19 protein-coding genes and 4 tRNA genes are annotated in these 20407 nt (G+C 61.4%); 7 read left to right on the top strand and 16 right to left on the bottom strand.

Features of this window, described 5'->3' with window-relative positions:
- Together Q9290_RS11490 and Q9290_RS11485 are read right to left on the bottom strand one after the other, a co-directional pair.
- Complete coding sequence (locus Q9290_RS11490; RefSeq protein ID WP_306079786.1) at positions 1-1122, bottom strand: efflux RND transporter periplasmic adaptor subunit; 1122 nt, start codon at positions 1120-1122, stop codon at positions 1-3.
- 25 nt (positions 1123-1147) lie between these two features.
- Complete coding sequence (locus Q9290_RS11485; RefSeq protein WP_306079785.1) at positions 1148-1714, bottom strand: TetR/AcrR family transcriptional regulator; 567 nt, start codon at positions 1712-1714, stop codon at positions 1148-1150.
- Between the two features lie 224 nt (positions 1715-1938).
- Here Q9290_RS11485 and Q9290_RS11480 point away from each other — a divergent pair.
- From Q9290_RS11480 to Q9290_RS11460, 5 genes are all read left to right on the top strand, one after another.
- Positions 1939-2015, top strand: a tRNA-Arg gene (locus Q9290_RS11480).
- Positions 2016-2040: 25 nt separating this feature from the next.
- A tRNA-His gene (locus tag Q9290_RS11475) sits at positions 2041-2116 on the top strand.
- Between the two features lie 32 nt (positions 2117-2148).
- Positions 2149-2234 (top strand) — tRNA-Leu (locus Q9290_RS11470).
- A gap of 19 nt (positions 2235-2253) precedes the next feature.
- A tRNA-Pro gene (locus tag Q9290_RS11465) sits at positions 2254-2330 on the top strand.
- Between the two features lie 288 nt (positions 2331-2618).
- A complete protein-coding gene (locus Q9290_RS11460; protein ID WP_306079784.1) occupies positions 2619-3437 on the top strand; it encodes an IclR family transcriptional regulator in 819 nt (272 codons plus the stop codon).
- Between the two features lie 205 nt (positions 3438-3642).
- Here the strand turns inward: Q9290_RS11460 and Q9290_RS11455 are convergent, their stop codons facing one another.
- From Q9290_RS11455 to gcl, 6 genes are all read right to left on the bottom strand, one after another.
- The gene (locus Q9290_RS11455; protein ID WP_306079783.1) at positions 3643-4881 is read right to left on the bottom strand and encodes a saccharopine dehydrogenase family protein; all 1239 of its coding nucleotides are present in this window, start codon (positions 4879-4881) and stop codon (positions 3643-3645) included.
- 51 nt (positions 4882-4932) lie between these two features.
- A complete protein-coding gene (locus Q9290_RS11450) occupies positions 4933-6045 on the bottom strand; it encodes a carboxynorspermidine decarboxylase (RefSeq protein WP_306079782.1) in 1113 nt (370 codons plus the stop codon).
- A 196-nt stretch (positions 6046-6241) separates the two neighbouring features.
- A complete protein-coding gene (locus Q9290_RS11445; protein WP_306079781.1) occupies positions 6242-7510 on the bottom strand; it encodes a glycerate kinase type-2 family protein in 1269 nt (422 codons plus the stop codon).
- A gap of 186 nt (positions 7511-7696) precedes the next feature.
- The gene (locus Q9290_RS11440) at positions 7697-8593 is read right to left on the bottom strand and encodes a 2-hydroxy-3-oxopropionate reductase (protein ID WP_371930923.1); all 897 of its coding nucleotides are present in this window, start codon (positions 8591-8593) and stop codon (positions 7697-7699) included.
- A gap of 60 nt (positions 8594-8653) precedes the next feature.
- Entirely contained in the window at positions 8654-9436 is a 783-nt protein-coding gene (gene hyi / locus Q9290_RS11435) for a hydroxypyruvate isomerase (RefSeq protein ID WP_306079779.1), read from the bottom strand.
- Between the two features lie 69 nt (positions 9437-9505).
- A complete protein-coding gene (gene gcl, locus Q9290_RS11430; RefSeq protein ID WP_306079778.1) occupies positions 9506-11281 on the bottom strand; it encodes a glyoxylate carboligase in 1776 nt (591 codons plus the stop codon).
- Positions 11282-11967: 686 nt separating this feature from the next.
- Here gcl and Q9290_RS11425 point away from each other — a divergent pair.
- Both Q9290_RS11425 and Q9290_RS11420 read left to right on the top strand, forming a co-directional pair.
- Complete coding sequence (locus Q9290_RS11425; protein ID WP_306079777.1) at positions 11968-12606, top strand: phasin family protein; 639 nt, start codon at positions 11968-11970, stop codon at positions 12604-12606.
- A gap of 134 nt (positions 12607-12740) precedes the next feature.
- Positions 12741-13223, top strand: a complete 483-nt coding sequence (locus Q9290_RS11420) for an FKBP-type peptidyl-prolyl cis-trans isomerase (protein ID WP_306079776.1) — start codon at positions 12741-12743, stop codon at positions 13221-13223.
- A gap of 125 nt (positions 13224-13348) precedes the next feature.
- On the opposite strand, the gene phaR is transcribed toward Q9290_RS11420, so the two are convergent.
- The 8 genes from phaR to Q9290_RS11380 form a co-directional block, all read right to left on the bottom strand.
- Complete coding sequence (gene phaR / locus Q9290_RS11415; protein ID WP_306079775.1) at positions 13349-13873, bottom strand: polyhydroxyalkanoate synthesis repressor PhaR; 525 nt, start codon at positions 13871-13873, stop codon at positions 13349-13351.
- A 61-nt stretch (positions 13874-13934) separates the two neighbouring features.
- Entirely contained in the window at positions 13935-15329 is a 1395-nt protein-coding gene (locus Q9290_RS11410; protein WP_306079774.1) for an ATP-binding protein, read from the bottom strand.
- Positions 15329-15994 (bottom strand): response regulator, encoded by a 666-nt coding sequence (locus tag Q9290_RS11405; RefSeq protein WP_306079773.1) that lies wholly within the window; start codon positions 15992-15994, stop codon positions 15329-15331. The genes Q9290_RS11410 and Q9290_RS11405 overlap by 1 nt, the downstream gene beginning before the upstream one ends.
- A gap of 33 nt (positions 15995-16027) precedes the next feature.
- Positions 16028-16639, bottom strand: coding sequence for a tetratricopeptide repeat protein (locus Q9290_RS11400; protein ID WP_371930920.1), 612 nt, complete (start codon positions 16637-16639; stop codon positions 16028-16030).
- A complete protein-coding gene (locus Q9290_RS11395; protein WP_306079772.1) occupies positions 16636-17445 on the bottom strand; it encodes an SDR family oxidoreductase in 810 nt (269 codons plus the stop codon). Before Q9290_RS11395 ends, Q9290_RS11400 begins: the two co-directional genes overlap by 4 nt.
- On the bottom strand, positions 17432-18094 hold the full coding sequence (locus tag Q9290_RS11390) for a TenA family transcriptional regulator (RefSeq protein ID WP_306079771.1): 663 nt from the start codon (positions 18092-18094) through the stop codon (positions 17432-17434). The genes Q9290_RS11395 and Q9290_RS11390 overlap by 14 nt, the downstream gene beginning before the upstream one ends.
- Positions 18091-19530, bottom strand: coding sequence for an AMP-binding protein (locus Q9290_RS11385; protein WP_306079887.1), 1440 nt, complete (start codon positions 19528-19530; stop codon positions 18091-18093). The genes Q9290_RS11390 and Q9290_RS11385 overlap by 4 nt, the downstream gene beginning before the upstream one ends.
- A 17-nt stretch (positions 19531-19547) precedes the next feature.
- The gene (locus tag Q9290_RS11380) at positions 19548-20192 is read right to left on the bottom strand and encodes a thermostable hemolysin (protein WP_306079770.1); all 645 of its coding nucleotides are present in this window, start codon (positions 20190-20192) and stop codon (positions 19548-19550) included.
- Between the last annotated feature and the right edge of the window lie 215 nt (positions 20193-20407).

Raw genomic sequence — 20407 nt, 5'->3', positions numbered from 1 at the left:
TTACAGCAGGGGGGCCGACTCGGGGGTGTCGAGGGCGTCGCTTTCCACCGGTTTGACCCGGCTGCCGTTGGACAGGCGTACCTGGCCCGAGGTGACGATGGTGTCACCCGCTTCCAGACCCGTTACCACCCGGGCGACGTCGGCTTCACGCTCGGCCACTTCCACCACCCGCTGTTGCGCGACCAGCACGGTCTCGCCGTCGTCGGTGGTTTCTTCCTGCACCACATACACGGTCTGGCCGTAGAGGGTGAAGTTGATGGCATGCTGGGGCACCAGGATCTGGTCAGGTTTAACCGGCAACTGTACGTCCAGCTTGGCGAACATGCCCGAGCGCAGCTTGCCGTCCTGGTTGGGAATGCTGGCCTGCACCTGCACCACGCCCGACTCCGGATTGATCTGCGGCTCGATGGCGGTGATTTCACCTTCGAACGGCGTCTCCGGGTAGGCATCCACCAGAATGTTCAGCGCCTGGCCCACTTTGATTTCGGCGATGCGAGTCTGGGGAATGGTGAAGCGAATGCGGAACTGGCTGATGTCCTCCAGCCGGGCAATGTCGGTGCCGGCATTCAGATACTGGCCGAGAAAGGCATTGCGAATCCCCATGACGCCGTCAAAGGGGGCGCGAATGGTGCGGCGTTCAATGGTGGCCTTGAGCGAGTCAATCTGGCCCTGCAGCTCCCGGTAGCTGGCATTGGCGTCATCGAGCTGGCCCTGGGAGACGGAGCCGCGCTGGAACAGCTGGCGCATGCGCGCCAGGTTGGCCTGTACCGCCGGCAGCCGGCCCTCGGCGCTGCGCAGATTGGCCTTTTCCACGTCGGCGTCCAGTTCCACCAGCACTTCACCGGCCTTGACCTGCTGGCCCGACTCAAAATGAATGGCGCGGACGATACCGGCAGACTCGTTACTGACGTTAATGCCCTGAATGGGCTCGATAAAACCGATGGCGGCAATGCGCGGCGTCCAGTTCACCGGGGTGACCTCGGTCACGGTGACCGGAAAGCTGGGCACCGGCTGATTGGCGAAGTACTGCGCCATCATGTTTTGCTTGAACAGGTTAAAACCAATGACACTGCCGAAGATCAGGATCACCAGCAGCAGCATGGACAGGGTCCATTTTTTCATCGAAGTCACTCCCGCGACGTGGTTGTTAGCGTTTTAATAAGGCGTTCCAGGCGGCATCCATCAGCTCGTCAAAGATGGCTTCGTTCAGCTGAATGCAGCCCCGGGCGTGTTTCTGGGTCAGCAGCATCAGGTTCTCCAGTGCCAGAAACCCCAGCAGCGGTGCCGGCAGATCCCGAAACAGGCCGCTTTGGCGGCCCTGTTCAAAAAACTCGAACACCGGCTTGAAATAGCGTTCATCCATGCGTTCTTCCTCTTCCCGGTTGAACAGGGGAGAGGCCTCGTACTGCACCCGGTACAGCAGACAATCGGCATTGCTCAGCAGGTAGTGCAGGCAGTTTTGCCATAACACGCGAAACTGCTCAAAGCAGGGGTTTTGCGTGTCGACGCCCTTCAGCAGGGCCAGGGAGACCTCCTGCAGCCGCTCCTCGTGCACGCAGCGCAGCAGGCTTTCCTTGTCCGTGAAGTAGCGGTAAATGGTGCCGGTGGCCACCTCGGCCTCCCGGGCTACCAGCTGCATCGACATGCCCTGAAAGCCTCGAGTGGCGATCAGGTGTTCCGCTGCATTGAGAATGCGCTCGCGTTTGTTTGCCATCTTGTTTGTCCGGAATCTGAATTGCGAATGAATGAACGTTCATTCCTATTGGGTGATTCTAGGGATTTGCCGGCCCAAGTCAATTGCCGGCAAGCACTCACTTCTTCACTTTAGTTAAAAAAAACACCATTCTGCCGACAAAACCGGCAGACGCGCACGGTGAGGAAAAAAGTACTGGACAGGGGGGAGGCTGACGCTTAGTATTCGCAGCGTCCAATTATAGAGCGCCCGTAGCTCAGCTGGATAGAGCGCTGCCCTCCGGAGGCAGAGGTCACAGGTTCGAATCCTGTCGGGCGCGCCATTCGGTATTGGACAGAGTAACATTGGTGACCGTAGCTCAGTTGGTAGAGTCCTGGATTGTGATTCCAGTTGTCGCGGGTTCGAGCCCCGTCGGTCACCCCAGTTTCAGGCCAAGGCCTGAAAGCAGTAAACATGCGAGGGTGGCGGAATTGGTAGACGCGCTAGCTTCAGGTGTTAGTGTCCTATGGACGTGGGGGTTCAAGTCCCCCCCTTCGCACCACTGCTTTCAAACAGTTTAACGGCGTTTAGCGCAGCCTGGTAGCGCATCTGGTTTGGGACCAGAGGGTCGCAGGTTCGAATCCTGCAACGCCGACCAGATTAACCGACCTAGTGTCGGTTTTTTTGTGCCTGGAATTCACGGTGAGCGCAGCCTGGTAGCGCATCCGTTTTTTAGGTATGAGTGGGACCAGAGTGTTTTCGCAGGTTCGAATCCTGCAACGCCGACCAGATTAACCGACCTAGTGTCGGTTTTTTTGTGCCCGAATTTCAGCGCCACCTTTCCTTTCACTCACCTCTTGCCATAAGCCAACGCCACACAGCGCGGGACTTGAGCGGGAATTAACCATACAATGTGAGCCAGGTCTCTGTATTACACGGCTTTTTCATGGCTGACGAAACAAAACTCAAAAAAAACAAAACCACCAAGCCTGCCGGCGTCACTCAGGTGCAGTCCCTGTCCCGGGCGCTGTTGCTGCTGGAGCGGCTGGCCGCGTCCGACATGGGCATGTCGCTCACCGATGTGGCCGGCAGTCTGGGACTGGCACCGTCTACGGCCCACCGCCTGCTCAACAGTTTGCGCAGCCATGACTTTGTCGATCTGGATGACACTCAAGGGCTGTGGAGCATTGGCGTGAATGCCTTTTCCATCGGCAACGCCTACCTGAAAAAACGCGACTTTATCGCTCAGGCCCGGCCGCACATGAAGCGGCTGGTGGCGGAAACCGGTGAAACCTCCAATCTGGCCATTCTGGAGCAGGGCAGCGTGGTTTATGTAGGCCAGGTGGAGTCGCCCCAGACCATGCGCATGGTGGTGTCCCTGGGCAGCCGCTCACCGGTGCATGCCGCCGGCGTGGGCAAGGCACTGCTGTCGGCACTGCCGATGAAGGAAGCCCTGGAGCTGGTGCGCAAGGGGGGCATGAAGGCCTACACCGATCACACCATCATCAACCCCAGCCAGTTTGAACAGGAACTGGTCAAGATCGCCCAGCAGGGTTACTCCCTCGACGATGAGGAGCAGTTTGAAGGCCTGCGCTGCATTGCCGCCAATATCTACAACGAATACGGCGAAGCTGTGGCCGCCATTTCCATTTCCGGACCGGCGGTGCGGGTAAAGTGGGAGCGCATTCCCCAGCTCAGCGCCCTGGTGATGGACGCAGCAAAGGCAGTCACCCAGGCCATCGGCGGCAAGGCGCCCAGGGCCTGAGGCTGAAGTGTGAGTGTCTTCGTCACTCCTGCGGAGGCGGGAGTCCATGCCTGCAGAATCCACGTTGCCTGCTCTGGATTCCCGCCTTCGCGGAGTGACAAAAAGAGGACGGGAGTGATTAAAAGACCCCGCTGCTAGCTACTTCGCACTGCACGCACAAAAAAGGCCAGTCTTTCGACTGGCCTTTTGCATTTGCCGGTTAAGCTCAGAAGCTCAGCGGGCGGTCGCCCTGCTCGTCCTTGATGCGGGTCGGCAGACCCATTTCGTTGAGCAGGTTGATGAAGGGCTTGGGATCCAGCTCTTCAATGTTGGCCATCTTCTTCACATCCCACTCGCCGGTGGCGATCAGCATGGCGGCGGCGACCGGCGGCACACCGGCGGTGTAGGAAATGCCCTGGCTGCCCACTTCGGCATAGGCGTCGGCGTGGTCAGATACGTTGTAGATGAACACTTCCTTGTCCTTGCCGTCCTTCTTGCCCTTCACCTGATCACCGATGCAGGTCTTGCCGGTGTAGTCCGGAGCCAGAGAAGAGGGATCGGGCAGCACGGCCTTAACCACTTTCAGCGGTACCACTTCCAGGCCTTCGGCGGTTTTCACCGGCTGTTCGGACAGCAGGCCCAGGTTCTTGAGTACGGTGAACACATTGATGTAGTGCTCGCCAAAGCCCATCCAGAAGCGCACATTGGGCACACCCAGGTTCTGGGACAGGGAGTGAACCTCGTCGTGACCGGTCATGTAGCTGGTCTGGGAGCCCACCACCGGCAGATCGTCGGTGCGCTTGTGCTCGAACATTCGGTTCTGCACCCACTCGTTGTTCTGCCAGGACCAGACGCGGCCGGTGAACTCACGGAAGTTGATTTCCGGATCGAAGTTGGTGGCAAAGTAACGGCCGTGGCTGCCGGCGTTGATGTCGATAATGTCGATGGAATCGACGCTGTCGAAGTACTCGTTCACGGCCACGGCGGCGTAGGCGTTGACCACACCCGGGTCAAAGCCGGCACCGAGAATGGCGGTGACGCCCTTCTCTTCACAGATGGCCTTGCGCTTCCACTCGTAGTTGGCGTACCAGGGCGGGTTTTCGCAGATCTTGGTCGGATCTTCGTGAATGGCGGTATCGAGGTAGGCGGCACCGGTCTCGATACAGGCCTGCAGCACCGACATATTGATGAAAGCCGATCCGACATTGATCACCAGTTGCGACTGTGTTTTGTCAATCAATGCCTTGGTGGCTTCGATATCGAGCGCATCCAGGGCATGGGCTTGCAATTCACCGGCAACCTTGAGGCTGCCCTTTTCCCGCACGCTGTCGACGATTTGCTGACACTTTGCGACAGTGCGTGAGGCGATGTGAATGTTACCCAGTACATCATTGTGTTGCGCACACTTGTGGGCAACGACCTGGGCAACACCACCGGCACCAATAATCAGAACGTTCTTTTTCATCTTTTTCCTCTGGAGCCTCCTTGAAAGGCTGCGTTGTGGTTACTCCATGCCTCAGGAGAGGCTGCTTACAAAGTCGTCAAAGGTAAATTCCCTGACCAGGTTTACGCTGCCGTCGAGCTCGCGTACGGCAATGGCAGGCATTTGCACGCCGTTGAACCAGTTTTTCTTCACCATGGTGTAGCCGGCGGCATCGATAAAGGATAGCCGATCACCCACCTTCAGCGGCTGGTCGAAGTTGAACTCGCCGAAAATGTCGCCGGCCAGGCAGGACTTGCCGCACACCATGTAGGGGTGCTCGCCGTTGTTGGGCGCCATCTTGGCGGTTTCCCGGTAGATCAGCAAATCGAGCATATGGGCTTCGATGGAGCTGTCGACAATGGCCAGCTGCTTGCCGTTGTACAGGGTGTCGAGCACGGTGACTTCCAGCGAGGTGCTCATGGTGATGGAGGCCTCACCGGGCTCCAGATACACCTGCACGCCAAAGCGTTCGGAGAAGGCCTTGAGCCGGGCGCAGAAGCGATCCACCGGGTAGCCGTCGCCGGTGAAGTGAATGCCGCCGCCCAGGCTGACCCAGGTGATCTGTGGCTGTTCCAGCAGGCGGCCGAACTTGTGTTCAATCTCGCCCAGCATGCGGTCAAACAACTCGAAGTCGCTGTTTTCGCAGTTGTTATGGATCATGAAGCCGGAGATTCGGTCCATCACCCGCAACACCTTGTCGGCATCCCACTCGCCCAGACGGCTGAAGGGCCGGGACGGGTCGGCGATGATGAATTCGGAGCTGGACACGCCCGGGTTCAGGCGCAGGCCGCGCACATGATGTGCGGAGTCGGCTTCATAGCGCTCGAGCTGGCCGATGGTGTTGAAGATGATCTTGTCGGAGTGGGCCAGCACTTCCTCAATTTCATCGTCGGCATAGGCCACGCTGTAGGCATGGGTTTCCCCGCCGAACTTCTGCTTGCCGAGCTTCACTTCGTTAAGGGAGGAAGAGGTGGTGCCGTCCATGTACTGGCTCATCAGGTCGAACACCGACCAGGTGGCAAAGCATTTCAGGGCCAGCAGCGCCTTGGCGCCGGAGTGTTCGCGCACATAGGCGATTTTCTCCATGTTGCGCAGCAGCTTGGTCTTGTCGATGAGATAGTAAGGCGTCTTGATCACTCGGGTCATACCTCCAGGCTGTGAACACCACCCGCGTCCGGGAATTTTAAAGCGCGTGATTATAGAGGAAAGGTGGTCATGCTTCGAGCAAAAAGTGTGGCAGCAAGGGGGCTGAAAAGACAAAAAAAGACCGGCACACTGGCCGGTCTCGCTGGAAAGTGGCCGCACGCCGGCGGCCAAGCATTATTGTTGTTTGAATTCGGTGTTACTTCGGCAGTACCAGAATGGCCCGGAAGTCATTCACGTTGGTACGGGTCGGGCCGGTTTCCACCAGCACACCCAGCTGGGAGAAGAAACCGTAGCTGTCGTTGTTGGCCAGGTAGTCTTCGGCCTTGAGGCCGGCGGCTTCCGCCTGGGCAAACAGCTCTGGGGTGATCATGGCGCCGGCGTTGTCTTCCACGCCGTCGATGCCGTCGGTGTCGGCGGCCAGGGCATACACGCCGGCCTGACCCTTGAGCTCGTTGAACAGGCTCAGCATGAACTCGCTGTTGCGGCCGCCACGACCGTTACCCTTGATGGTCACTGTGGTTTCACCGCCGGACAGGATCACGCAGGGCGCCTGGACGGGCTGACCGCACTTGAGGATCTGCTTGGCGATGGCGGCGTGAACCTTGGCCACTTCGCGGGATTCGCCTTCAATGCAGTCACCCAGCACCAGGGGGGCCAGACCTTTGGCACGGGCCAGGTGGGCGGCGGCGTCCAGGGCATCCTGAGGGGTGGCGATCATGTGGAACTCGGCCTTGCTCAGGCGCTCGTCGCCGGGCTTGACGGTTTCGGATTCGGCGCTTTCCAGCCAGGCGCGCACATGGGCACCCACTTCAATGCCGTAGCTGTCGAGAATGGCCAGGGCCTGGGCCGAGGTGGTCGGATCCGCCACGGTCGGGCCGGAGGCGATTACGGTGGCTTCGTCACCGGGCACGTCGGAGATGCCGAGGGCGATCAGACGGGCCGGATAGGCGGCGGCGGCCAGACGGCCACCCTTGATGCCGGACAGGTGCTTGCGCACGCAGTTCATTTCATCGATTGCGGCGCCGGACTTCAGCAGGGCCTTGTTGATGGCCTGCTTGTCGGACAGGGTCAGACCCGGGGCCGGCAGGCTCAGCAGTGAAGAGCCACCACCGGACAGCAGGCAGATCACCAGGTCATCTTCGCCCAGGCCTTCCACCAGCTCCAGAATGCGGCGGCCCACGCGCTCGCCGGCATCATCCGGCACCGGGTGAGCGGCTTCAATCACTTCAATGCGCTCACAGGGGGCGCCGTGGTCATAGCGGGTGACCACCACGCCGGACAGTTCCCCTTCCCAGATGGCGTCGAGCTCGGCGGCCATGGAGGCAGCAGCCTTGCCGGCGCCGATAACAACGGCTTTTTGAGAAGTATCCTTCGGCAGGTATTCGGCCAGGTTCCCCTTGGGCAGGGCGGCGGCCACGGCGCTGTCGAATAACTGCTGTAACAACTCCTTGGGTTGGATATCCATTGCAAATACTCCTGAAAAAACGGCTGTCTTCTTGCTGTTGTTGGTTCAATAACGGGGTGGGGCAAACGTTCAGCGACCAGTGTCTAACACAAAGCCCCCTGAGTGAAAGTCAGCTTGTCACCGACGTCTGCCCCGAGGTGTACCGAAAAGCGGCTGAAGCCTCAACACCGCTTTTCGGTTCAGGACTTACTCGCCCCGAATGTTGTGGTTGGCCAGGTGCTCGAGCGCCTTGACCATGCCGGAGTGATCCCAGCCGTCGCCGCCCAGGGCGTTACAGGTGTTGAACAGTTCCTGTGCGCTGGCGGTGTTGGGCAGGGCAACGCCCAGCTCGCGAGCACCGCTCAGGGCCAGGTTCAGGTCCTTCTGGTGCAGGGCGATACGGAAGCCCGGGTTGAAGGTGCCTTTCACCATACGCTCGCCGTGAACTTCCAGGATCTTGGAAGAAGCGAAACCACCCATCAGGGCTTCACGTACCTTGGCCGGATCGGCGCCAGCCTTGGAAGCGAATACCAGCGCTTCGGCAACGGCTTCGATGTTCAGGGCAACAATGATCTGGTTGGCCACCTTGGTGGTTTGACCGTCGCCGTTACCGCCTACCAGGGTGATGTTCTGACCCATGATGTCGAACAGCGGCTTGATCTTGTCGAATACGGCCTGCTCACCACCCACCATGATGGTCAGGGTAGCGTTGATGGCGCCCACTTCACCGCCGGATACCGGAGCATCCAGGAAATCGGCACCGGTTTCGTTAACGCGCTTGGCGATTTCCTTGGTGGCGATCGGAGAGATGGAAGACATGTCTACCACGACCTTGCCGGCAGACAGACCTTCGGCGGCACCGTTCTCACCAAACAGCACGTCCTCAACCTGAGGAGTGTTGGGTACCATGGTGATGATGACTTCGGCAGCTTCGGCAACGGCCTTGGGGTTGGCCAGGGCGATACCGTTGTCACCCAGCAGGTCGGCCGGGGCCTTGTTGTAGTGCTCGGAGAAGTACAGGGTGTGACCGGCTTTCTGCAGGTTCTGAGCCATGGGCTTGCCCATGATACCGGTGCCAATGAAACCAATTTTCATGTTCGTTATCCTTTTGTCTGAAGACGCCGGTGAACCGGCGTCGAGAGAAACCGAATTAAGTGAAAAACCTCAGACCACACCGTGGGTCTTCAGCCAGCCCAGGCCGGCTTCGGTGGTGGTGGCCGGCTTGTATTCGGCACCGATCCAGCCGTCGTAGCCGATCTTGTCCAGGAAGGCGAAGATGTTGTGGTAGTTCAGCTCGCCGGTGCCCGGCTCGTGACGACCGGGGTTATCAGCCAGCTGAATGTGGTTGATGATGCCCAGGTTCTTCTCGATGGTCGGGATGATGTCCCCTTCCATGATCTGCATGTGGTAGATGTCATACTGGAAAGCCAGGTTGTCGGAACCCACTTTCTCGATGATATCCAGCGCCTGCTGAGTGTTGTTCAGGAAGAAGCCGGGAATATCGCGAGTGTTGATGGCCTCGGCGATCAGCTTGATGCCGGCGTCCTTCAGTTTCTCGGCGGCGTACTTCAGGTTGGCCACGAAGGTCGCTTCCGCTTCTTCGTATGCCACACCGGCAGGCTGAATGCCGGCCAGGCAGTTTACCTGGGTGTTGCCCAGTACCTTGGCGTAGGCAATGGCCTTGTCGACGCCGGCCTTGAATTCTTCAACCCGATCCGGGTGACAGGCGATACCGCGCTCGCCACCGTTCCAGTCACCGGCGGGCAGGTTGAACAGTACCTGGGTCAGGCCGTTGGCATCGAGCTTGGCCTTGATTTCTTCAGCGGCGAAATCATAGGGAAACAGGTATTCAACACCCTTGAAACCGGCCTTGGCGGCGGCGTCGAAACGATCCAGGAAGTCGACTTCGGTAAACAGCATCGACAGGTTGGCAGCTAATTTCGGCATTGCGATGTCCTTTGTTCAGTTGGGGGCAAAGTCAGGATGGGGCCCGTCGGGCCCCATCGCTGTCATCAATCAGTCCAGCAGAGAGATGGCGGTGGGGGCGTCTTCACCCTTTTCAGCCAGCTCTTCGAACTCGTTGACGGCGTCGATTTCAACACCCATGGAGATGTTGGTCACGCGCTCGAGGATGACTTCAACCACTACCGGTACGGAGTGCTCGGCCATCAGCTTCTTGGCTTCTTCGAAGGCAGGAGCGATGTCTTCCGGCTTGAATACGCGGATGGCCTTACAGCCCAGACCTTCAACCACGGCTTTGTGGTCAACACCGTACTCGCCCAGCTCTGGCGCGTTGATGTTTTCGAAGGACAGCTGTACGCAGTAGTCCATGTCGAAGCCGCGCTGAGACTGACGGATCAGACCCAGGTAGGAGTTGTTCACCAGCACGTGGATGTAGGGCAGTTTGAACTGGGCACCTACGGCCAGTTCTTCGATCATGAACTGGAAGTCGTAGTCACCGGACAGGGCAACAACCTGGCGACCCGGTTCGGCGGCACATACGCCCAGAGCGGCCGGAATGGTCCAGCCCAGGGGACCGGCCTGACCACAGTTGATCCAGTTACGCTCTTTGTACACGTGCAGGAACTGGGCGGCGGCGATCTGGGACAGACCGATGGTGGACACATAGGTGGTGTCGCGGCCGAAAGCCTTGTTCATTTCTTCGTATACACGCTGCGGCTTCACCGGAGTGTTGTCGAAGTGAGTCTTGCGCTGCAGGGTGCGCTTGCGCTCCTGACACTCGGCAACCCAGGCGCTGCGGTCTTTCAGTTTACCGGCGGCTTTCCACTCTTTGGCCACTTCAACGAACAGTTCCAGAGCGGCTTTGGCGTCGGATACGATGCCCAGGTCCGGACCGAATACACGACCGATCTGAGTGGGTTCGATGTCAACGTGAACGAACTTGCGGCCCTTGGTGTAAACCTCTACGGAACCGGTGTGGCGGTTGGCCCAACGGTTACCTACACCCAGTACGAAGTCGGAAGCCAGCAGGTTGGCGTTACCGTAGCGGTGAGAGGTTTGCAGACCACACATACCAGCCATCAGGCCGTGGTCGTCCGGAATGGTGCCCCAGCCCATCAGGGTCGGGATTACCGGTACGTTCAGCACTTCGGCGAATTCGGTCAGCAGGGCAGCGGCGTCGGCGTTGATAACACCACCACCGGAAACCAGCAGCGGCTTGTCGGCGTCGTTCAGCATGGTCAGGGCTTTTTCAACCTGAATGCGGGTGGCGGCCGGCTTGTAGGGAGTCATCGGCTGGTAGGCTTCGGGATCGAACTCGATCTCGGCCATCTGCACGTCGAACGGCAGGTCGATCAGCACGGGGCCGGGACGGCCGGAGCGCATGATGTGGAAAGCCTGCTGGAATACACCGGGAACCTGACCTGGCTCCAGTACGGTGGTGGCCCACTTGGCAACCGGCTTGGCGATGGACTCAATGTCCACGGCCTGGAAGTCTTCCTTGTGCATACGGGCACGCGGCGCCTGACCGGTGATGCACAGGATCGGAATGGAATCGGCAGAAGCGGAGTACAGACCGGTGATCATGTCGGTGCCGGCAGGGCCGGAAGTACCGATACATACACCGATGTTACCCGGGTTGGCACGGGTATAGCCTTCGGCCATGTGAGACGCGCCTTCAACGTGGCGGGCCAGTACGTGGTCGATGGAGCCGAGACCCTTCAGTGCGGAGTAGAAGGGGTTGATGGCGGCACCGGGAACGCCAAAGGCTTTATTGACACCTTCCAGCTCCAGGATTTTGGCGGCCGCTTCGATTGCTTTCATTTTAGCCATGATGTGTATCCATTCATCTGAGGTGCTCTCGGCACCGTGTTGTTGTTTGTCGAAATGACAGCGGCGCGCAGACACGTCTGGTGAGGACACTTAACATCTACGCAACCCATACTCTGATGATACGAAAAAAAATGTGACGATCAACAAGTTTTGGAAATGATTTTTATAATGTGGAAATGCCATTTGGGACGGCATGGGGGCACTGCGGCGGCAGTGAAGATGCAAGATATTGTTTTTAATGACATATAGCCGCTGGTTACAACAGCGCCGGTAACTTATGAAATTTTGCCTTCTTTTTTGGAATGGCTTTCCTTCTTTAACCACGAGTCGATCCGGTACCGGTTGCATGGCCGCACAAAGGCGCCGCAAACGTTCGCAGTGCGGCAAGTATAGTACAACTTTGTTGTCATATTGTATTCATTCTGGCGGGAGCAAGCCTGTGGTGATATTGCGGCGCAATGCTACTGAAGGGAAGTGGACTCATTGGGTAATAAGGTAAGACCCTCAGCTCAGTAAAGATAACGGTCATGATGATGAAGTGCTGGTTTTGCACCGCACAAAAAAGTCCTTGAAAAAGTTTTTTGTGCAGTGCAATAATGACCCTGCGCGCCAAATCCGGACAAGTGGTAATGGGTTTGCTGGCGTGCCGGGCCAATGGCCAACTTATTCATCAGGAGACGCCAACTATGTCATGGTTTGATATTGCAAAACTGCAAAAAGCGCAACAGGACAACCTCGCCCTGGTTCAGGGCCTCGGCACCAGCCTGCTGGCCGGTGCGGAAAAGCTGGGCCAGCTGCAACTGAAGGCACTGACCGACCTCAGTGCCGCCCAGTTCGACTACACCGGCAAGCTGCTGGCCGTGCGTGACCCCAAGGCCCTGGCCGAACTGAACCATGCCGCGTTCGGTCCCAGCGCCCTGCTGGAGCGCCAGCTCGGCTTTAACCGCGATCTGTTCGCCCTGCTGGCCGACGCTCAGCAGCAGCTCGGTAACTACGGCGAGCAACAGTGGGCCGCCGGCAGCAAGCAGGTGGACGAGTGGGTGGAGCAGTTTGCTTCTCACGCCCCGGCCGGCTCCGAGCCCGCCGTGAGCGCCCTCAAGCAGGCGGTCAGCCAGGCCAACGAAGCCCGTGAAGGCGCCCAGAAGGCCGCCAAGGACGCCGCCGATATCGCCGACAAGGTGATCAAGCAGGCCACCGAGCAGTCCGAAAAGGCCGCCCGTCAGGTCGCCGAAGCCACCGAAAAGGGCATCAGTGCCGTGGCCGCCGCTGCCGCCAACAACCCGGCTGCCAAGAGCAACGGCCGCGGTGCCGCCAAGGCAAACTGAGACTTATACCAATAACAGAGCTGTCATCTCGTTTGGGCGGCAGGGGAAACCCTGCCGTCTTTTTGTGTTTGTGAGCCTGTAGAGCGCATCTGGTATGATGTGTGCGTTTTTAGTCACGATTAACAGGACAACCAATGCAAATCACAAACGATACCGTGGTGCAGTTCAACTACACCCTGAAGGACGAGCAGGGTGAGGTGATGGACACCAACGAGGGTAAGGCCCCGCTGGCCTACCTGCACGGTCACGACAACATGCTGGAAGGGCTGGAAAAGGCGCTGGACGGCAAGAACGAAGGCGACAGCTTCAGTGTGACCCTGGCGCCGGCCGAGGCCTATGGCGAACGCGACGAATCCCTGACCCAGCGGGTGTCCATTCGTCACCTGCAGGGCGCCAAGCGCTGGGAGCCGGGCATGGTGGCCATGGTGCACACCGAGAACGGTCCGCGCCAGGTGGTGGTGGTGAAGGTGGGTCGTTTTATGGCGGATGTGGATCTCAACCACCTGCTGGCCGGTCGTACCCTGACCTTTGATCTGGACGTGGTGTCGGTGCGTGCCGCCACCGCAGAAGAGCTGGAGCACGGTCACGCCCACGGCGAAGGCGGTCATCAGCACTGAGCTGGTTTATGGAGCGCGGGCAGCTTGCCCGCAACTTGCCGCTGAGCGGCAATAATAAAGCGCCCTTTGGGTGCTGATGCAGGCTGGCAGCCTGCGCTCCATGCAAGCCTGAAGACGGCGGGAGATTATTCCTCGCCGTCTTTTTTGTCCTTGTCGTTCTGCTCCGGGCTGCCGCCCAGGCCGCCGAACAGGCCGAACATGTTCTGGGTGTTGAGGTAGAGCTGGCGGGACTGCTCCACGTACTGGCGCATCATGTCCTGCATCATGGGCACCTGGCCCTGCATGAAGTCGCTCCAGGCCTTGGTGGACTGCATGCCGGCCTGGGTCTGCACCTCGATCATGGATTGAATGCTTTCGTCCAGGTAGCTGCCCAGCACCCCCTGAAAGGGGCCGTAGAAACGAATGATGTTCTTCAGCATATCGCTGGAGAAAATGGGATCGCCGCCGCTTTCGGCTTCCTGAATGATCTGCAGCAAAATGCTGCGGGTAATGTCTTCGCCGGTCTTGGCGTCCACCACCTGAAAGGGCTCTTCTTCCTGCACCAGCCGGCGAATGTCGGCCAGGGTCACATGGCTGCTGGTGTGGCTGTCATACAGGCGGCGGTTGGGGTATTTCTTGATGGTGCGAATACTGTCCTGGGATTTTGACATGCGACACTGGCCCTGAAAAAGAATAACCGCCAGTGTATCCCAATCGCGCAGGCCGCTCAATTTAGCGGCGAGGCAGCCGCACCCGGGCCTCCAGCCCGCCTTCGGGCGTATTGTGCAGCCGCACCTCGGCCCGGTGCAGGCCGGCAGCCCGGCGCACGATGGCCAGCCCCAGTCCGGCGCCGTCCCCTTGTTGCGGATTGCCCCGGTAAAAGCGTTCCCACAACCGGGGCAGTTGCTCGGGGGCAATGCCGGGGCCGTTGTCGCGAATGCAGACCAGATAGTCATGGTCGTCGCAGCCCAGGGTAACCTCAATGGTGCCGCTCACCGGGGTATAGCGAATGGCGTTGTCGAGCAGGTTGCCAAACAGCAGGCCGAGCAGCACCGGCTGACCGTTAAAGGGGGCCTCGACATCGGCGTTGAGACTCAGGGTCTGGCCCTTTTCCAGTGCCAGTGGCGCCAGTCCGGCCACGATGTCGCGCAGCAGCCGCTCGAGGCGCAGGGGGGTGCGTTCAATGTCCTGCTGGTTGTCCAGCCGGGCCTGGGTCAGCAGCTGCTGCACCAGGCGGTCGCTGCGGGTCAGCGCCAGCAGGGCCTTGTGCAAAGACTGCTCCCGATGAGCGGCATCGCTGGCGTGCAGGGCGTTTTCCACATGAATACGCAGCACCGCCAGCGGCGTTTTCAGCTCGTGGGCGGCCTCGTTGGTGAACTGTTGCTCCCGCTCCAGGGCTTCGGCCAGAGCCCGCATCAGCCGGTTCAGCTCCCGGGTCAGGGGGCTCAGCTCTTCCACTTCAGAACCGGGCAAGGGGCTCAGATTGGCGGGATGGCGGCGGCTGATGTCCTGCGTCAGCCGGCGCAGCGGGCGCAAGCCCCGACGCACCAGCCACCACAGCAACAGCAGCAGCAAGGGCAGCGCCACCAGTGGAGGCAGCAGACCACGCAGCGCCAGCTTGCTGGCCAGCTCGCCACGCACGTCATCGCGCTCCGCCACCACCAGCCAGCGTGACGTTCGGGCGTCCTGCAGGGTAAAGGTGCGCCAGTCGTGGTCTTGGTCACGGCCGCCGGCAAAGCCGGGTTGCAGCGCCACCAGCTGGCTCGGCGGCGCGTCCGGTGAGCGCAGCAGCAAGCGGCCGTCGTCGTCAAACAGCTGAAAATAGAGCTTGCCCTCGTATTCGTGGCCAAGGGGCGTGGCTTCGTCGTTTTCGGGCCCAGGCTTCCCGGCGGGCAGGTTGCCGTGCCAGTCGGCGTAAACGGCGCCGCCGGCAGGCAGGGGGTCGCCCTGTTGCAGATAGTCGTTCAGCAGCCGCTGGGTAATGCGCGCCGACTGGGCCAGACGGGCATCGAACAGCTCTTCCAGCTCGTGGCTGGCGTCCAGGTAGCCCACCAGGGTGCCGGCGGCGAGCACGGTGGTAACCACCAGCAGCACCCCGGCGAGCAAAAAGCGGCGAATGGAGCGCATCAGTTGCCGGCCCGCTCAACGATATAGCCGACGCCGCGAATGGTGCGGATAAGCCCTGAATCTATCTTTTTGCGTAGGTGATGAATGTGTACCTCCACGGCGTTGCTGGCGGCGCCCGGCTCCCAGCCATAGAGGCGCTGCTCCAGTTGCTCCTTGCTGAACACCCGGCCGGCGCCGAGCACCAGCTCCTGCAGCAGCTTGTATTCGTGGGGCGTGAGCCGCACCGGCTCGCCGTGCCACTGGGCTTCACGGGCATCGGGGAACAGTTCCAGCTCGCCGTGACGCACCACGGTATGGGCCTGGCCCTGGCGGCGGCGGGTGAGGGCGCGCAGCCGGGCGTTCAGCTCCTGCAATGCAAACGGCTTGACCAGGTAGTCGTCGGCGCCGCCATCCAGCCCGCGCACCCGGTCGTCGAGAGCGTCGCGGGCGGTCAGTATCAGCACCGGCAGGCCGTGGCCGGCCCGGCGCAGCCGCTGCAGCAACTGCTGGCCGTCGATGTCGGGCAGATTCAGATCCAGCACCAGGGCGGCGAACTCCTCGCTGCGCAAGGCCTCCAGCGCCGGCAGCCCGCTGGTCAGCCAGTCCACCGTGTAACCGGCAGCGCGCAGGGCATCCACCAGGCCGTCACCCAGCATCAGGTCGTCTTCCACCAGCAAAATTCGCATGTACCCGCTTCCTTGTTTGGCAATCACTCCAAGTTAAAGCCTGCCGAGCCGCGCTTCAATCTCTTTGCGCCGGCCGGCGTCCGCCAGTTCACGGCCCGGTCGGGCCGGCGCCTGCAGTGCCTTTTCCAGGTAGCGGCGGGCCTCGGCCCTGTGGCCCTGATCCAGCATAAAGTCACCGTAGAAGAAGTTGGAATCGATGCCGTCTGGGTTGATGGTCAGCGCCCGGCGCAGCAGTTGCTCGGCCTTGTCGTCGTCGCCAAAGCCCACCGGCCAGCCCGGCACCTGGTAGTAGAGCGAGCCCAGGCTGGTGTAGGCGGAGCCGTCGAGGGCACGGTCGTCCATGGTCAGCGCCTTTTCCAGCCGGCTGCGGGCGTCCTTCACCAGCGGCAGCGCTCCCAGTCCGCCCCTGGCGCCGGCCCAGGTGCTCTTGACGATGGCCGACCAGATCAGCAGATCGGTGCGGTCGGGATTGGCTCCACTTGCCAGATCCGCCTTGATGCTGAGGGTTTTCAGGCAGTCTTCGCGTTCCGAGTCGGCCACCCGGTACTGGCATTCGGCCCACTGGGTCTGAATGGACTCCAGCCGGTTTGCGGCGTGGGCCAGGGGCAGGGTGAACAGGGCAATCAGCAGCATGGCTTTGTTCATGACGGCATCTCCTTGTCATGGGAATGCCCGGCAAAACGGGCAATGGTGGCCTGCTGGCGGGCCAGGGCGCGGTCCAGCAGGCCGGGGAACAGGGCATTAAGGCGAACCAGCAGGCACTCGGGCCAGCCCAGCCAGCGGCGTTTTTGCCGGCGTTGCAGGGCGATGAACGCCTGCTCGGCGACCCATTCCGGGCTGTCAGTGTGGTTGCCGAGGGCGGCATTCAGCGCCACCGTGGCCGGGCTGTTGAACTCGGTGCGGGTGGCCCGGGGGGCGAAATACAGCACCGCCAGACCACTGCCGGCCAGCTCCCGGCCCAGGGCCTCGCTGAAGCCGCGTAACCCGGCCTTGCCGGCGCAGTACACGCTGTAGCCCGGGTAGCCAATGGCGCCAAAGGCCGAGCCCATGTTCATGATCAGGCCCGGACGATGCAGCACCGAGAGCAGCTCGCGGGTCAGCAGCACAGGTACCGTCAGGTTGAGGGTCAGCTGCTCGGCCACGGCGGTCGGGGCCTGGTCACTCAGCCAGGCAAACTGGCTGGTGCCGGCGTTGTTGATCAGCACATCCAGGCCGCCCTGCTGCCGTACCTGTTGCACCAGCGCCCGGCGGTCGTCGGGGTTGAGCAGATCCGCCACCAGCACGCGATGGCGCTTGATGTGCGGCAGCTCGGCCAGCAGCCGGTTTAGCCGTTGGCGGTCCCGGCCCTGCAGCAGCAGATGGGCGCCGGCCAGTGCCAGCCGGTGCGCCAGGGCCGCGCCGATGCCGCCGCTGGCGCCGGTGAGCAGCACGGTTTTGTTATTCAGCTCCATCATTGCCCTCCAGGCCGCGCAGCATGTCGCCGTACAGGCGATACACCACTTTGGCCGCGTGCAAAATGGCGCTCTGATCTGCCGGTTCGGCGACCTTGTCCATCAGTCCTTCAAAAAAGCGCAGATGCTGCTGATCCAGGGCACCATGGGAGCTCAGATAGCTCATGGCCTGCTCGGGCAGCCGCAACCCCTGTTGCAGTTGCTCGGCCACGGTCAGGGCGATGGCCACGCTGGTGCCTTCCAGTACCTGCACCATGCCAAATAGCGCCATGGGGTTGTGGCGATCGATCTGGTGGTAGAGAAAGGCCACCATCAGCTCGATGTTCCGGCCCGGCTGGCCGTGGCGGACCGCCTCGGCATCACCGCCACAGGCGCGAATGTCGTTCAGAATCCACTCCTGATGGCCGTATTCCTCGTCGATGTATTCGGCCAGGGCGCCGCGCACCCATTCATGGCTGTCGGGCAGGCGGGTACCGGCGGCCATCAGCAGCGGCACCGTATGGCGCACATGGTGGTAGGCCTGAGTGAGAAAGGCGATGTACTGCGCCAGCGAGATCTCACCGCGCTGACAGGCGGCAATGATGGGGGCACTCAGCAGGTATTCCCGTTCGGCGGCGGTGTCCTGTTGCAGGCGGTGGTAAAAGCTCATGGGCATACTCCGGTGAGGTGTTGAATGTGATCGGCATAGGCCCGGCGAATGGCATCGCGGCGGGGCCGGCCGTTGGCGGTGAGCAGGCCGGCCTCGGCCAGGCCGGGGCTGGGCACCAGCCAGTGATGAATGCGGGCGTAATCGGGCAATTGGGCGTTGAGGGCGGCAATCTGGCCGGGCAGGGCGTGTTCCTGGCCCGGCAGCGGCTGCACCAGCGCCAGGTTGGCGGGCAGGCCGTCGCCGATGATCACCAGGTGAGCGATGGCCGGGCACCTCTGGGCCTCGGCCTCCACCCACTCGGGCGAGAAATTGCGGCCAAAGGCGGTGATCTGCACGTTTTTGCGGCGCCCGGTGATATGAAGAAAACCGTCGTCATCGAGCCGGCCCAGATCGCCGGTGGCGATCTCTGCCGGCGCCGCCGGCTCGCCCAGGTAGCCGAGCATGGCGCCGCCGCGCACATGAATTTCACCCTGTTCATCAATGCGCACGGCAAGGTGATCGAGCGGCCGGCCCACGCTGCCGGGACGATGGTATTCGGGGCGAGAGTGCTCGGGGCAGTTCAGTGCCACCACGGAGCCGCATTCCGACAGGCCATAGCCTTCCACGGCGGGAATGCCCGCCGCTTGCGCCCGGTGCAGCAGGCCCGGAGCCACTCTGGCACCGCCTACCGCCACCAGCCGCAACGGCCTGGCCAGCTCCGGTTGTTGCAGGCACAGGCCGGTCAGCAGGCGCAGCAACTCGGGCACCAGCACCAGGCTGTGGGGTTGCCAGTGAGCCAGGGCGGTGGCGAGCCGGTTGGCGTCGAGCCGGCTGGAGCCGGTAAAGCCCACCTCGGCGAGACCAGGCAGGGTGGCGGTGGCCCCCAGCCATAATGGCAGGTAGAGCCCGGCCAGGTTTTCCAGCAGGGTGCTCAGCGGCAACAGGGTCAGGTGGCGTTCCACCTGCACCTTCGCCAGTCGTTCGGCCAGGGCGCGCACCGTCACCATTTGCTGGGCCTGGCTCAGGCACACGCCCTTGGGCCGGCCGGTGGTGCCCGAGGTATAGGTGATTTTGGCGGTGTCCGTGGGCAGGGCCACCGGGGCGGCCACCTTGCGGCGCCAGCCGCTAAGGCCGGGCGCCAGCTCCAGCGGCTGCCAGCCGTGGGCCGGTGGGCCTATCAGGGTGTCGGCGCCGCTGCCGTCGAGCAGCCACTGGCGTTGTTCGGCGCTGAAAAAACCGGGCACCGGTATCACCACCAGGCCGGCATGGGCACAGGCCAGATCGCACAGGGCCCAGTCGATGTCGTTGTCCAGCTGCAGCGCCAGCCGCTGAGTGCCAGCCCGCACCAGCTCGGCGGCCAGGGCGCGGATGCGCGGCAGCAGCTCCCGGTAGCAAATGGCACTGCTGGTGTTCTGCAGGGCGATGGCGTCACCCTTGCGTTGTGCGTGTTCGGCCATGCGGCGAAAAAGATCGGTCACAGGCGCGCCTCCCGGGAAGGTGAAAACAGCACCGGTCCCGGTGCCAGCAGTGACAGCAGCAGGCTGTTACCGGCCAGAATGCGGTGGCCCTCGGCCAGCTCACCGGCCATCACGCGAGGCTGGTGCTGGTAATAACGGCCCCAGTGGGCCGCATCGCCGCCCACCCTGGCCGGGTCGGCGTGAGCCAGCTCCAGCGGCGACAGATGCAGGCGGTGAAAGCTGTTGAGCAGGGTCTGCGTGGCGGTGAACACCACCCAGTGCTGCCCTTGCCGGTATAGCTGTTGGCACACGGCGGCAAACATGAGCCGGCCGTTGCCGGGGGCGCTGGTGGCCAGGTTACCTATTTCCACCAGGCTGGCGCGGGATACCGGGCGGCCCCGCTGCTCGGTCAGCAGTCCTTCTATGGGCTGGTCCAGGTACTGCTCCAGATAGAGCGGCCGGGGGCCTGCAAGCTGCAATCCGCAGGCGGCCACCAGCTCGCCGTCGGCCCGGTACAGGCCGGCTAGCAGCGGCAGAAAATGGGGAATGCGGGCATCAAAGGCGCGCTGGTAGGCGGCCTGAATAAAGTCCTGCAACCGGCGCTGTTCTTGCGCGTCGACGGCGGGCCGCAACTGGTAGGGTGGGTTGAGGGGCTGACTCATAATGGCCTCCTGTGGACATTATCAGCAAGCCTAAAGGGCGAAACTTAAGCCAGGCTTAAGGAGGTAAAAAACGGGTATTTATCCAGTGTTTTTTCGGTGCCACTGCAGCATTTGCATAAGCGGAACGATCATTCTTTTTTATTGCCACGCAAAAGGGGCCGAAGCCCCTTGCATCATATAAACAGATATCCGGTACCGCGCACAGCTCACAGGCA

This window comes from Oceanimonas aquatica (assembly GCF_030732065.1).
In the GTDB taxonomy this organism is placed as follows: domain Bacteria; phylum Pseudomonadota; class Gammaproteobacteria; order Enterobacterales; family Aeromonadaceae; genus Oceanimonas.
This window is presented reverse-complemented; position numbering and strand designations above follow the sequence as displayed.